We start from the raw sequence: 15903 nt of genomic DNA, 5'->3' as shown, positions 1-15903 counted from the left end.
TCAATTCGAATCTTCACATAAAAAATATATGTAATTTTGGCACTTCAAAAACTAAGCCATAGTTTTACAAAAATAGGATTTAAACCATTGCAAACAACGGTACGCAACATACTTTATTCACTAAGTTTTTCACTGTTTTTTATTTCTCAAATAGCAGCGCAAGAAACCAATAAGACTACTAATGTTCCTATTCCGGCAACAAAAGACTCTATTGCTACGAATAAAAAAGGAGACAATACGTTAAAATTGAACTCAGAAGAACTATTAGGTGAAAAATCTCAAGACACTGTAAAGAAAGATTCTGCGCAGGTTGAACAGAGTTTTTTAACTGATAAAGTCGTTTATAAGTCTAAAGATTATATGAGGTTAAGTCGAAAAGAGAACAAAATGTATCTCTATAATGAGGCTGAAATTTTATATGGTGAAATGCAATTAAATGCCGGGCTTATTATTCTCGATAATAATAAGAATGAGGTATATGCATATGGTATAAAGGATTCTTTGGGTGAATATACACAGGCTCCTATTTTTAAACAAGGAGCTAATATTGTAGAACCAGATTCTATTCGATTTAATTTTGATACAGAAAAAGCTTTAATATACAACTCAAGAACACAACAGGGAGAAACCAAAATTAAAGGTGAAATCTCTAAGCGTGAAAATGATTCTGTTATCTATATGAGTAATGTAAGATTTACTACCTCTGATAATATAGATGATCCTGATTATTATTTTTATGCAAGACGAATCAAATTTGTTCCTAAAAAGAAACTTGTAACTGGTCTTGTAAATATGTATATAGCAGATGTACCAACACCTTTGGGATTACCTTTTGGTTATTTTCCTTTAACCGAAGACCGAACCTCTGGTTTTATTATTCCTAGTTATGGAGAAGAGAATAACCGTGGTTATTTTCTACAAAATGGTGGATATTATTTTGCTATCAACGATTACGTAGATTTAACGGTACTGGGAGATTATTACACCAATGGTAGTTACACATTATCATTAGAATCTGCATATGCTTTACGTTATCGATATAGAGGGAATTTGAGATTTAGGTTTGAGAATAATTTACAGAGTGAACGAGGGTTTCCTGATTTTTCAAGAACTACTACTTATAATATTCAGTGGAGTCATAATCAAGATGCTAAGGCCAATCCAAATTCTCGATTCTCAGCTTCGGTGAATTTTGGTAGTAGTAATTTCTTTAGGCAATCAACGAATCAGCAAAACACCGGTAATTTCCTGAATAACCAGATCAACTCATCTGTTTCTTATTCTAAGACGATTCCTGGAGATCCGCAAGTAAATATCAATGTTGCTGCAACACATAACTCTAATACCAATACAGGAATTGTGAACTTATCACTTCCTAATGTTAATGCCAGTGTTTCAAGAATTTTTCCTTTTGCTCCAAAAGCAGGTGTTAAAAAAGGAATTATTCAAAATATAAATACTCAATACAATTTTAGTGGTCAAAATCAAATAGAAACTACTGATGACGATCTTTTTACTGCAGATATGTTTAAAGATTCAAGAATTGGTTTACAACATTCTATCCCTATAAGCACTAACTTTAAGGTCTTAAAATATATTAGTGCTTCTATGGGAACCAGTTTTAGAGAAAACTGGGTATTTGAAACTATTGAGCAAAGTTATGACGAAACTCTTAACAATGGTGCTGGTGGTGTAAGAAGAGATACTATTTCTGGTTTTGATGCTTTTCGTACCTATAACTTTACCGCTAGTCTTGGAACCACTGTTTATGGTACTTTTAATTTTAAGAAAGGAAAAAAAATAGAAGCTATACGTCATACAATGCGGCCATCGATTAGTTATAATATTAATCCTGCATTTGATCAGTTTTATGACGAGTATACGATACCTGATGACCCAACCACTCCAGAAATAGAAACTGAGATTGTTGAATATTCTAGGTTCGAAGGTGGTTTTTTTGGAGCGCCAAGTAATACTTTTTCTAGTAGTATTGGTTTCTCATTAAGTAATAATGTTGAGGCAAAAGTCCGGAGTAAGGATAGTACAGCCACAGAACCTAAAAAAATAAAACTGCTTAACAACCTTACTTTTACAACGGCTTATAACTTAGCTGGAGATTCTTTAAGATTAAGTCCAATCTCTGTAAGAGGTAATCTACCTATTATAGAAAACAAATTGGATATTAATTTTAGTGCAGAGCTTGATCCTTATGCCTTAGATAACAATAATAATAGAATTGATACCTGGAATACTAAAAACGGAGGAAGTCTATTTAGATTGACGCGAGCGAGTGCTAATTTTGGATATTCGTTTTCTAGTAAAGATTTTGAGAAAGGAAAAGCTAATGATGACCCTACTCAAAATCAAACATTCCGGAACGGTGGAAGGCAAGATAACTTGTTTGGCGGTGGTACTGATTTTGGGGATCAACAATCCTATGTAGAGGATAAAAAAGGAGAAGAAAAGGATATTAAAAACTACAATTATAAGATTCCTTGGTCGTTACGTTTGTCTTATACCGTAAACTATAGTAATAACAGACGACAAAATGAGATATCTTCACACTCATTAATGTTTTCTGGTGATGTTGAATTAGCCCCTCGTTGGTCTGTTGGTGTTTCTTCTGGATATGATCTTAAAGACCCAGGATTTACTTATACCAGTTTGAGATTTCAGAGAGATCTGGAAAGTTGGCGTATGAGTTTCTCATGGATTCCTTTTAGTGATAGAACATCCTGGAATTTCTTTATAGGTATTAAATCTTCTGTACTTAGTGATATTAAATACGATAAAAGACGAGAACCGGACAGACAGTTATAGTGAGTTGTGGTTCAAGATCTTTTTTAAAATCTTGCGTAAAGCATACGCTTAAACAATACTCTAATACCATTTTTATATATTCGTAGCAGATATTTGAGTTTTTCTACATATGAAATGGAATTTCCTTTATACACTATTACTGCTATCTATATATTCAGGAATTTCTCAAAAACCTATATATAAACATTATACAACAGAAGACGGTCTACCTCATGATATTACATATGGTATCATACAAGATAGTGATGGCTATATTTGGATAGGAACTGATGACGGGTTAACTCGTTTTAATGGCATCGACTTTAAAAACTACACCTATGAGGACGGTTTATTGTCTAATTACGTTATCGATATTCTTGAAGTAAAACCCAAAGAATATGCAATCGCCACTTGGGGAGGAGGGTTACATACTATGAAAAATGATAGTATCACAAAACAGCCCATACCAAATGATGAAACTACAAAAATAAACATCCTGGATCACTTAAAGAATGGAAAGATTTATGCCAACTCCAAATTCCCTCCGTTTTACACCTATGATCTGAAAAATAACACCAAAGAAGTTCTTTATCTAAAGATTAATCATGAATCTAATACTCCTTTTTTATCTGTCACCCCTCCATTACATAATAAAGATCAATATTTGGTTTCAGAATCTATAATTGATAAAGAGTTATATATTCATGCTAATGAAGATGTCAAAGAGCTCAATGGAAAAGAATTTCCTGATCTATATGGTATTTACAAAGTTACCAAAGACTCTTTATCAATTGCTTTCGATAAATTAAAAAATCTAAAAATTCACGAAGCATATAAAAAAGATGACTTTTATTATTTCACTTCTTTTAACACCATCTTTAAGTATGAGTATGACAAGATCGTTGATCAAAAAAAACTTGAAGATATTCCTAATGAAAAAATAATACATCTAAAAAAGCACAAGGATAATTTCTATTTCATTACAATTAATAGAGTTAATGGAAGTAGGAAGTTATATACCTATAACTGGAAAAATTCTACTTTACTAAATATCTCAGATCAATTACACATCGAAAGTATGATCTCAGATTTTATCTTTGATTCCCAAAATAATTTATGGATTACCACATATGGAGAAGGAGTATATATTCTTCCGACTATTGGTCATTCTTTTTTAGGAGATGAAATATTTTCAAACCCAGATTTAAAAGATATACTGTTTATAGAGGATAACCTTTATGCGCTTTCCACTAATAAACTACATACCATTGATTCATCGTCTAAAATAACAGAAATAGACTTTCCTTTTCATACAGAATCCTTTAGATATGATAGTATCAATAATGTTTTAACATTAAATGCTTATTCGACCAAGAAAATCTTTGTTAATGATACACAAAACGACCAATTAAAAATCATAGGAGATTTCATATCCAACAACGATATATATTATAAGAACTTACACATCTCAAATGAATTTAATGTTATAAAATTCTATAAAGATAATATTCTTTTTGCTTCGGATAATACGATAAAATCCAATATGGATGAGGCCATAAAAAAAATGGTGATCCATGAAGATAAACTATATATTATAAATAGACAAATAGGAGTACTTGTTTATGACGTTTTTACAGGTAAGTTAATTCAGGAATTAAGTACTAGAAAAGGATTTTCAACCAATAAGGTTACGGATATTGTATTTGATCATTCTGGTTCTTTTTGGATAACAACCGATAGAGGAGTATTTAATATCGAATCTAAAAAAATAACACAATACACTACAAAAAATGGTCTGATTAGTAATCATATTAACAATCTGTTTTTTGATCGATTTGGTGTTTTATGGGTAGGTACTCAAAAAGGACTTAGTGTATTATCCAATAATCAATTTTATACAATAGGTAAAGAATCAGGACAACAATCCTCTTTTATCACAAAGGTTATTGAACATAAAGGTTTTATTTATGCCGCAGGCAATAAAGGTATATTTAAATATAACAATAGTGCTCCCTTTGCTCCACAAAACAATTCTTCTTTACAAATAAAGCAGAAGCGTCATTCTTTTTTTCTTACTCCTATTAATTATGTTAATGGAAACTCAATGCAATGGCAATATAAAATTGATGATCATAAATGGGTGGATACTCAACAACATCAATTGGATTTTGGCAATTTAAATCAAGGAAGATATGATATAACATTTAGGTATAAAGACAATAATAGTGATTGGAAATATAGTAAGATCTACGAGTTTATCATCATATATCCCTGGTACTCTCAAAGTTGGTTTTATTTTTTAATTATCACTATTGTTTCTCTAATTATTGTAACTATCGTTATTCAACTTTTGAAAAAAAGCATTAAAAAAAACAAAACATTACAGCAAACCATTTCTGAGCGTGAAAAATTAAGGACAGAACTTAATACTGTTAGAAAAAATGTAGCACAAGATTTTCATGATGAATTAGGTAACAAACTCGCTAGTATATCAGTACTTTCTAATCTGGTAATGCAAAAAACAAATACGGCAACTGACCTACATCAAAAAGTAAAAAAAATCAAAGAAGACTCTAAATCTTTATATTCTGGGATGAGAGATTTTATCTGGGCACTAGATCATGAAAGTGATCGGTTGGATGAATTACAATTATACCTAACTGATTTTGGAGAACAATTATTTAATAATACCGAAATCTCATTTCTTTCCTCCTCTCCTATTGATACTACAAATATCATACTACCATATTATTGGAGTAAACAATTAGTTTTTATTTTTAAAGAAGCAATGACTAATTGTATTAAACACAGTAATGCTCAAAAAGTATCTCTTTCTTTTGAAATTAACCAACAAACATTACTAATTACTCTTAATGATAATGGCCAAGGTTTTTCTATAGATACTATTAAAAGACAAAATGGTTTGATTAATATGGAATCTAGAGCAGAAAAAATCAACAGTAAACTATATATCAATTCATCTGATATCGGAACGACTATCATTTTTAAAGGTAATTTCTAATTTTAAATAATCGATTTTGATGAAATAAAATCACCCTTTTAGGGTGAAAACTCACTTTGTTTTTGAGCTTATTTTTGCCAAAAACAAAAAAATGATAAAAAAATTAGTCTTAATTATCTTATGCATTTATGGAATACAGGTAAATGCACAAAAAACGCTTCCACAAGGTTCAACCTGGTATTCTTACGGAGTTAGTGATCCATCAAAAGCTCTCGAAATCACCATTACTCATCAGGATGAAATCTACATGAAAGTAACCAGAAAACTAATAGCTACATCAACCAATTCTGAAAATCCTAAAAAGAAGAAAAAGAAAAAAGGAAGCTTTTTCAAAAATCTAAAAAATGCGGTTACAGAAAAACCTCGTTCTAATAATTCTTCTAATAAAACTAAAACTTCTCCTTTAGAAGGTACTTTTAATTATAAAGTAGTCTCAGATAATACAGACGATGGTATTTATATGGACTCCTATAAATATGATGAAGCTGTGTATGGTTTTGTATATCCAATAGGCGATGGATTATATAAAGAGGTCGTTTTTACCAAAGACCCTTCTGTTCATAACTTTCTTAAAGATGAAAACCCTGCTACTGCAAGTGTATACATCATGGGAACAGATAAAGAAGCTGTAAAAGCAAAAGCTGCAAGTCTTAATGCTGATGAAGAGCTTAAAAAATTCTACACTCCAGATTACAGTACAGGAAGATTAAAAAATCCAGCCGTAAGTTTTCATTCTTATAATGGCCGTAATTTTGATATCGACCCAGAAAACGGAACCATTGATTTATTACAAAGCACCGTATATTATCTACCTAGTAAAACTATTGAAGGCAGAAACATACAATATAATTGGTCTGCTTTTAACTTAAAACTTTTTAAAGACGGCAAGTTAGTACATAAAGTAATTGGCCAAAAAGGTCATAGAAACGGACGATGGTTAGAGAAAGTAAAAAATACTTTTGATATGTATGGAAGTTTTGAAAGAGTAACTCCGGGAAAGTATCAACTCACCTATTCTATCTATGATAATGATCCTTTTTTTACAATAGATTTTGAAGTTTATACCCATGCTAATCCAGATATCAATCATGAAATTGGTACTGTTTATACGATGAAAGGTCCTTGGGATGAAAACTTATCTATAGACTTAAGACCTGATGATCAAGGAAATCCAACTCAATTCAAAACAGAATTTCCTTTATTTCGTTTATTACCACTAGGTAATGAAAAAAACCAAATACAACAATTACAATCCAGATTATATAAAAACGGAAAATTAATAGGTCTTACAGATTCTGAAGAACACCCAGATGGAAGTGCTACTGTAAAACAAGCTTTGGAGCGTAGAGGAAGTAGTATTGATTTATTATATAGAAAAGACAAATATCAGGATAGTAACCGTACTGAATTTCATTTGATCAGTAATTCTACTAAACCTTCTAGTTGGGATTGGATTAGATCCCTCAAAGATGGTAACTATAAAATAGAATATTTAGTTAATCAAAAATCATTTGCTGAAGTTACTTTTACCGTAAAAGGTAATAAAATCCAATTGCAAGGTAATCAAGTAAAAGAAGGAACTGATCCAAAAAAATACATTATGGATGAAAGTTTAATTCTTGTTCCGATAAATTATAAATAATAATTACCCTATACTAAATACTGTCTTGAGCAAAACATAGTAATAGTTGCTTAAGGCAGTATTTCAATAAAAAAATATCCTCTTCAATAAAAAAAGTAATTATAGTATCTTACATCACTACAGAAGAAAATAGTAACTAAAACACAGTTTATGTCCATTAGAGTAGTAATTATCGAAGATTATGAGACACTATTGTCATCATTTGTAGAAATCATTAATTCTACTGATGAGTTTATTGTAGTTGGAGGTTATACTAACTGTGAGGATGCTATCATAAATTTTAAACATGATAATCCCGATGTCATGTTAATAGATGTACAATTGCCAGGAATCAATGGTATTGAAGGTATTAAACAATTCAAAGCCTTAAAACCTTCAATTCCGACTGTTGTAATAACGGTTCATGAAGATTCTAAATATATTTTTGATGCATTATGTGCTGGTGCGGTAGGATACCTTACAAAAAACACAGAGCCTCAAGAATTAATTTCTGCTTTAATCCAAGCACATCAGGGTGGTGCTCCTATGAGTGCTAAAATTGCTCGTAGAGTTGTTGAGTCCTTTCAAAATCCTAAAGAAAAAGACCTTTCTGATCGAGAAAACGATGTTTTAGAGTTATTGGCCAAAGGAAAAAGTTATGCAACCATTGCCAAAGAACTACATCTTAGTAAAAATACTATTAAAACACATACTCGTAATATTTACGAAAAACTTCAAATCAATAATCGAGAAGAAATTATTCAAAAATATAATCGGTAGTTTTTCGTCTAAAACTAACAGGAATTATATTCAACCTTACGACCAAAAACACCCTCAAATTAAGTGATTTTCAGCAATGATCGCTGGATCTCACTCTATATCATGTGAAGAAAAATTGTATCATCCCTTAGACAAGTTTTAGATGATAAAATTGTGTAAGAAAGTAATTTGTTTTCAACACATTTTTATTATTACAAAACATTACCATTGATATAATTTCCTTATCCCAATTCATTTTAAAATTAGTAGTAAAATCACCCTTTTGGGGTGAAAACGCACTTTGGTTATGGTTATACATTTGTTTCGGAAACAAAAAAACAAATATCCATGATCAAAAAATTATTTTTTATCTCAATTGTATTGTCTGCTTTTATAACTCAGGCACAAAACGTAAACATCCCAGATGCCAATTTTAAGAATGTATTGCTTAATCACAATCCAGTTATTGACACAAATAATGATGGTGAGATACAGGCTATAGAAGCCATGGCTTATAACGGAACTATCAATGCCGATGCCAAAAACATTGCAGATATGACAGGCCTTGAAGCATTTACTAACCTTACCGGATTATTTTGTTCTGTAAATCAAATAACTAATCTTGATGTATCACAAAACACAGCATTAAAAATGCTTTCTTGCCATAGAAACCAATTAACAAACATCGATGTTTCTCAGAACCTGGCATTAACGGGATTATTTGTAAATGAGAATCAACTTTCTTCTATAGATCTAACTAATAACACATTACTGACTAGATTTGGTTGTTCTGGTAACCAGTTAGAATCGCTTAATGTAGGTAATAACACTTTACTTACCGAAATTAATGCTAATAATAATCGACTATCTTCTATTGATATTAGTACAAACGTAAACCTTACATTTTTATCTTTTGACAACAATAATGTTTCTACTATAGACATTAGCAACAATATTGCTTTAACTACCTTTTCAGGTTTTAATAACAATTTTTCCACAATAGATTTCATCAATAACCCTGAATTAGGTAACATTAGATGTGCTAACAATCAACTAACTTCTATAGACATCTCTAATAACGGTAAATTATCAATTCTTCAATGTAATGGAAATCAGATTACCAATTTAGATCTATCCAATAATACATTGTTAACTTCCCTAACTTGTAGCAGCAATCAATTAACATCTATTGATGTAAGCAGTAACACATTATTAAACAGTCTTATTTGTTCAGATAATCAACTTACAAACCTTGATGTATCACAAAACACTGAGCTTTTTCAGATACAATGTGTAAACAACCAAATAAACAACCTAAACTTTAGTACAAACACAAAACTAAGTCGTTTAGATTGCTCTGGTAATCAATTAACTGCCCTTGATGTTAATAATAATATAGTTCTAGATCGAGTAAATTGTTCTAATAACCTTCTTACAAGTTTTGACATAAGCAATAACCCATCCGTTACAAATCTAATATTATCTCAAAACCAATTAACTTCTTTAAATCTAAAAAATGGAAATCAGAATACACTTATATGGATGAGAGCAACAAACAATCCAAATTTAAGATGTATCGACATTGAAGATTTGTCACAAATTCCAACTAGTTGGGAAAAAGACAATACAGCTACTTATAGTCTAGATTGTTCTACATTTGATCCTATTATTACTATCTCTGACACTAATTTTAAAACAGCATTAATAAATCAAACCAATCCTGTAATCGACACAAATACTGATGGAGAAATACAAACTTCTGAGGCCTTAGCTGCTACAGAAATTAAAGTTTGGTCAAAAAATATAAGCGATTTAACAGGTATTGAAGCATTTGAAAACATAGCTTTATTAGATGCTAGCGGAAATCAATTAACAACACTTGATCTTAGTCAAAACAGGGCGCTTAAAACACTAAATGTTAATCAAAATCAACTTACTACATTAGATCTGAGCAACAATCAATTATTAGAAAATATAAACTGCTACGAGAACCAATTGAATTCATTAAATATTGGACAAAACAATGCACTAACCTTATTAAACTGTCATACCAATAGTTTAACAAATGTAGATATCACTTCAAATCCTAATCTAGAAACTTTTTGGTGTTACTCAAATAACCTAAGTTCTTTAGATGTTAGTAATAATACGATTCTAAAACAGTTGCAAAGTTATGATAACCCTCTTACCACTCTTGACGTAACCAAAAACACAGAACTAGAAGGGTTATATTGTAGTTCTAATCAATTGACCATATTAGATGTTAGTCAAAATACTAAATTAATGTTTCTAAGTTGTTTCAATAATCAACTATCAAATTTGGATATTAGTCAAAATACTACTTTAGAAAGTATAAGCTGTTATGACAATCAAATCACTAGTTTCGATCTTAGTCAAAATACAAGGTTAAAGAGGGTAAGCTGTTTTAGAAATAAAATAAATACATTGGACATTTCAAGACTTCGAAATCTAGAAAGTTTAGATTGTTTTTCTAATGAATTGACCAGCCTTAACCTTAGAAACAATAACAATACCATACTTAACTTTTTAAGAGCTACAGATAACGCAAATTTAACCTGCATTCAGGTTGATAATGAAACTGACGCTGATGCAAAAACTAATTGGACAAAAGATGCTACAGCCGTTTATAGTGAAAACTGTGCTACATTATCTATTGATGAGTTTAATAATGATCTTGAACTAATCTTATATCCAAACCCTATTACCAATGGTACATTTGCTTTACAAAGTAAAGAAGCCATAAAAAATATCGTAATATATTCGATACAAGGAAGTAAAGTACAACAATTTGAAGTTCATCAAAATCAAACTTCTTTTTCTATCAATAATTTAACTGCAGGAATATATTTTGCTCATATCATCGGGGATGAAAAAACAGCAGTAAAAAGAATTATCGTCCAATAAACAATAACATCATAGTTAACAATTAATTTATCTTTTTTCATTTCTAAACAAAAGCCTGGAAGTAGGGGGTATTTAATATTTCCAGGCTTTATTTCTTAATAATTTTTTTTACTTATCATCTAACAATCACCCATTTAGGGTGATTGTTTGCTTTTAAATAGAAGCTATTTTTGTTAGGGAAACAAAAAAAATTAGAATGAAAAAAATCACTTTGGTATCACTTATTTTCTTATCATTTTGCTCTTGTCAATCTGAACAAAAAGAAGCTCCAGAAAAAAGTAAAACCCTTTCAAAAAAAGAAATGCTTCAGGATTTAGCCATATTTAAATCCATTTTTGAACAAGCAAACGCCGGAATTTATAAATTCAAAAGCAAAAACCAGGTAGATAGTATTTTTGAGTTATCTGAATCAAAGATCGACTCACCTTTAACTCATCGTGAGTTCTACACCATTGTATGGGATATTATTGATTATACAGGGAGTTGTCATAATAATTTGAGTTTTTCAGATTCTTTAAAAACAAAAATTAAAGAAAAAAAAGGTTTTTTCCCTTTCCCGGTAAAAGTAGTAGAAAACAAACTACGTATCAATCAACAATTAGATGATATTCCTTTGGGTGCAGAGGTTATTAGTATTAACAATGTTAAAGCTGACAACATAATTAAAGAAGTAACTCATTATACCTCTACTGATGGTATCAATAGAACTGGGAAAGTAGGTTTTGCCTCAACTTCTTTATTTCCCTTTAACTATTATTTGCGATATGGCTATGCTGATAGTTTTATTATTGAATACAAAGACATCAATAATAACTTCTTAAAAAAAACATATCAAAGCGTTACCTATAAAAGCTTTTTAAAAAATTATAAGCAAAAATATTCTGGTTACAGCAATCAAATCAATGATAGAGGGTATCATCTAGAAATTATAGATTCATTAGATATTCCACAAATAAGCGTCAGGACTTTCGATTTTGGCGGTGAAGGAGATACTATCCAAAAGCAATACGCTTCTTTTCTCGATTCTAGTTTTACCGTTTTAAAAAGAAAAAAGTATAAAAATCTTATTATTGATGTTAGAGATAATGGTGGTGGCAGTGACCCTAATGACTTATTATTATATTCATATATCACTCAAAGAAATTTCAGAGAAAACACCAGTGCCTATACCTCATTTAACAAAGTACCATTACCTCAATATTTTGTAGAAGAGTATGATGATGAAATCCTAGATCTTGAAGATGAACTAAAAGAAGAACACGCTATTTTTAGAGATTATAAGTATTATCAAATAGAAGATTTTAACAAAGAATGGACTCCTAACCCTTTGCGTTTTGAAGGCAATATCTATCTACTAATTGATGAATTCGTAGCCTCAGCAGGTTCTTTATTTGCCAGTATGGTAAAAAGTGATGCGCATACTACGGTCATGGGTATAGAAACTACTGGTGGTTATTATGGGCATACAGGACATATCCCTGTAAGATATCAATTACCTAATAGTGAACTAATTCTTGATTTTTTCATAGTAAACGTTGATCAAGATGTTAAAATACTAAAAGATCAAAAAAAGTCTGATGGAGTAAAACCTGATATAGAAATCAATTTATCCCTCAAAGATTTTATAATTCAAAAGGATACACAATTGAATTTTGTGATCGATCATATTATACAATCAACAAAAAACTTCAAAAACCAAAACAAAAAAGTTAGTGAACTCAAAAAATCAGAAAATGATAGATAAAAAAATACAAGAAATATGGGAAAAGCAGCGGCTTCGTGTTGTATTGTTTATTTTCTATTCTTCGATAATAACACTAATATATCATCTTATTTAAAAAAGAAGTAATACCAATTTAAAAACCAAAATATACTGTTTATATTTGGATGCAAATTGCTATAAACACAAATCTGATGAAACCAACCCGATTAAAAAAATCATTAAGCATATAGTGGAAAGATTATTTTAATCGTCAAAGATTCCATCTGACTTCTAAAACATTAAAAATAAACAGATGAAAAAAATTATAACAACATCCAACGCTCCTGCTCCTATAGGGCCTTATAATCAAGCCGTTCTAAATGGTAACACTTTATATACTTCTGGGCAGGTAGCTATTAACCCTAAAACTGGTGAACTTGTTTTAGACGATATTAAAACAGAAACAGAGCAAGTAATGCAAAACTTAAAAGCCATACTTGATGAGGTAGAAATGACTTTTGAAAATGTGATTAAAACCACTATTTTCTTAAGTGACATGAATAACTTTGCTCTAGTAAATGAAGTTTACGGAAGTTACTTTAATGAAGATACAGCTCCTGCCAGAGAGACGGTCGCTGTAGCTGCACTTCCAAAATTTGTTAATGTAGAGATCTCTGTAATTGCAGTAAAGTAATTATAATCTTAATATATAAAAACCCCGGATAATAAATTATCCGGGGTTTTTATATAACCACTCATTATATTATTTAATAATGATTTTTCTGCTTACGTTCGTTTTTCCGGTTTCTACTCTAATTATATATTTTCCTTCTCGAATAGCATCTGCATTAAACGATAAATTATAAATCCCTTTAGATACTTTTTTATTTTGTAATTCTTGGATAAGCTTTCCGTTTAGGTCATATAAAGAAATAGCAATTTTAGTGTCTTTATTTACTAAGTAATGTACATTACCTTCATTTTCTAATGGATTTGGATATACTCCCAGGATTATAAAATCTTCTGTAACCGTTGGCTTCTGTTTTTCTTCATCAACTAATACATCTTGATAAGAATCTTTGTTATTTGTTGCAATAGCTTGAGATGAAGCTTTTCTTAGTTTACAATCATTAGTATTTACATACCAACCTCTGGATCTCGTATCACCAGCTTGAGGTCTTACTATACTATTTACATCATACCAATCTGCCTGTACCCTATTTTCTTTTACATCCAAAACATAATATCCGTGATTATCCAGATCTACATCTTTAATATGCCTGTTTAGTAATTTGATATAAAATTCTGCGATACCAGAAGCAATACCTCCAAGAAAATCAAGGTTTTGAGAAGTTACACTAGGCACTACAAATTCACACATTTCGCAATCTCCCTGATATTTTACTTCTCCTGCAAATGTGCTATGTATATCTCCTGTAAGAACTACTAGATTGTTAATGTTGTTATTTTTTATAAAACTCAACAATCGATCACGCTCTTCTTTATATCCATCCCATGCATCACTAGAGGGAACTCCATTCCAAGGCATTACCATAACCTGATTACCAATAACTCTCCATTTTGCTTCAGATATTGATAATTGATTTGTTAACCAATTAAACTGTTCTGATCCTAGTATTGATGTGTAAGTAGATTTATTTTCTTTTGTATTATATTGTTCATTATACCTTGTTCCTTTTTTAAGCAAAGCTTCTAGATCTGAAGTTTGTTTGTTTTTTACGTCCAATGACTTTTTATTAACTATATAATCAGTAAAGCTGTTTACCAAAAATTGAAACTCTTCTATAGATAAGCCGATTTTATTTTTATCAGTATCTTTAGATATAGTAAGAACCATAGGTAATACGGTAGTTAATATCTCTTTAACATCTTCTTTATTGCTTAAATCTTTTTTAGCAATTATATTCTTTGCATATTCTTTAAACTCCTGATTTGATGCTGCAGCGCTAATTAGATTTTTAGAGCTACTTATCTGAGTTTCTCTTCCTTCGATTCGAGTATCCAACATAATCAGATCCATTAGTTTACCATAAGAAATGGTACGATACAATCTATATTGTTCAATAGTATTAGCGCGAACAGGCATCCATTCAAAATATGCTTTGTAAGCATTGTTTTTTCTTGTTTCCCAACTACCTTCTGTAGAAGGTGTATGATTTTGCGCACCAAATTTGTTAGCATCATTCGCAAATTCATGATCATCCCAAATATTAATAAAAGGGTGTTGTCTGTGAGCGTTTCTAAGCATAGGATCTAAACGGTAGTAGGAATATCTAACTCTATAATCGTCAAGTGTAATAATCTCGTTCTCTGGTAAATGACCGCGACCAATTTCACTACTGTAACCATATCCTCCGGATTCGTATTCATAGATATAATCTCCCAGATGAATCACAGCATCGATATCATTACGATTGGCGATCTGATTATAAGCATTAAAATATCCATTTTGGTAATTTGAACACGATACTACAGCAAACCTTAGATTATCTACTAAATCTTGTTTTCCTGGGGTTGTTCTGGTTTTACCAACTAACGATGTAGCACCTAATGCTTCAAACTGATAATAATAGGTAGTAAAAGGATTTAAACCGTCTACATCTATTTTAACAGTATAATCCTTACTCTGATTTGTTACAACCTGACCTTCTCTAATAATTTGTGTCATTTCCTGATCTGTAGCAACTTTCCAGTTTACATCTACAGATAAATCGTTGGTAGTAACTCTTGTCCAGATAATTACGGCATCCTCTAATGGATCTCCTGAGGCAACACCATGATAAAATGGTGCAAGTCCCGGATCAAAATAACTTTCCAAATTTCCTTGATTTGGAGATCTTTCAATTTTAGTAAGAATAGTCTCTGCATTTTGTGCATAGAAGCATTTTGTTATCAGAAACACTACGATAATTTTGTGTAATTGTGATTTCATTTTTAAGCTTGTTGAGTGAATATATTTTGCGAAAGTATAGGAATGTCAAAACAAAAAATAGACATCATTTTTCATTTAATACAAGCTTAATTTGGATAACAATCTTTTGTGATTATCAATGA

Annotated in this window: 8 protein-coding genes; 7 read left to right on the top strand and 1 reads right to left on the bottom strand. The window is 30.6% G+C overall.

Annotated elements, in window-relative coordinates; translation table 11 throughout:
• Positions 1 to 36: 36 nt before the first annotated feature.
• The 7 genes from U0D62_RS22715 (at position 37) to U0D62_RS22685 (ending at position 13522) form a co-directional block, all read left to right on the top strand.
• Complete coding sequence (locus tag U0D62_RS22715) at positions 37 to 2820, top strand: putative LPS assembly protein LptD (RefSeq protein ID WP_322289653.1); 2784 nt, start codon at positions 37 to 39, stop codon at positions 2818 to 2820.
• 109 nt (positions 2821 to 2929) lie between these two features.
• A complete protein-coding gene (locus tag U0D62_RS22710) occupies positions 2930 to 5821 on the top strand; it encodes a sensor histidine kinase (protein ID WP_322289652.1) in 2892 nt (963 codons plus the stop codon).
• A gap of 91 nt (positions 5822 to 5912) precedes the next feature.
• Positions 5913 to 7463 (top strand): hypothetical protein, encoded by a 1551-nt coding sequence (locus U0D62_RS22705; RefSeq protein WP_322289651.1) that lies wholly within the window; start codon positions 5913 to 5915, stop codon positions 7461 to 7463.
• Positions 7464 to 7613: 150 nt separating this feature from the next.
• Positions 7614 to 8222, top strand: a complete 609-nt coding sequence (locus U0D62_RS22700; RefSeq protein ID WP_322289650.1) for a response regulator transcription factor — start codon at positions 7614 to 7616, stop codon at positions 8220 to 8222.
• A gap of 327 nt (positions 8223 to 8549) precedes the next feature.
• On the top strand, positions 8550 to 11126 hold the full coding sequence (locus U0D62_RS22695) for a T9SS type A sorting domain-containing protein (protein ID WP_322289649.1): 2577 nt from the start codon (positions 8550 to 8552) through the stop codon (positions 11124 to 11126).
• Between the two features lie 196 nt (positions 11127 to 11322).
• Positions 11323 to 12870 carry a S41 family peptidase gene (locus U0D62_RS22690; RefSeq protein WP_322289648.1) on the top strand — a complete coding sequence of 516 codons (1548 nt, stop codon included), beginning with the start codon at positions 11323 to 11325 and terminating at the stop codon, positions 12868 to 12870.
• A gap of 271 nt (positions 12871 to 13141) precedes the next feature.
• The gene (locus U0D62_RS22685; protein WP_322289647.1) at positions 13142 to 13522 is read left to right on the top strand and encodes a RidA family protein; all 381 of its coding nucleotides are present in this window, start codon (positions 13142 to 13144) and stop codon (positions 13520 to 13522) included.
• 69 nt (positions 13523 to 13591) lie between these two features.
• Here the strand turns inward: U0D62_RS22685 and U0D62_RS22680 are convergent, their stop codons facing one another.
• The gene (locus tag U0D62_RS22680; protein ID WP_322289646.1) at positions 13592 to 15781 is read right to left on the bottom strand and encodes an alkaline phosphatase D family protein; all 2190 of its coding nucleotides are present in this window, start codon (positions 15779 to 15781) and stop codon (positions 13592 to 13594) included.
• Positions 15782 to 15903: the final 122 nt, after the last annotated feature.

This window comes from Aquimarina callyspongiae, from assembly GCF_034322225.1.
In the GTDB taxonomy this organism is placed as follows: Bacteria; Bacteroidota; Bacteroidia; order Flavobacteriales; family Flavobacteriaceae; genus Aquimarina.
This window is presented reverse-complemented; position numbering and strand designations above follow the sequence as displayed.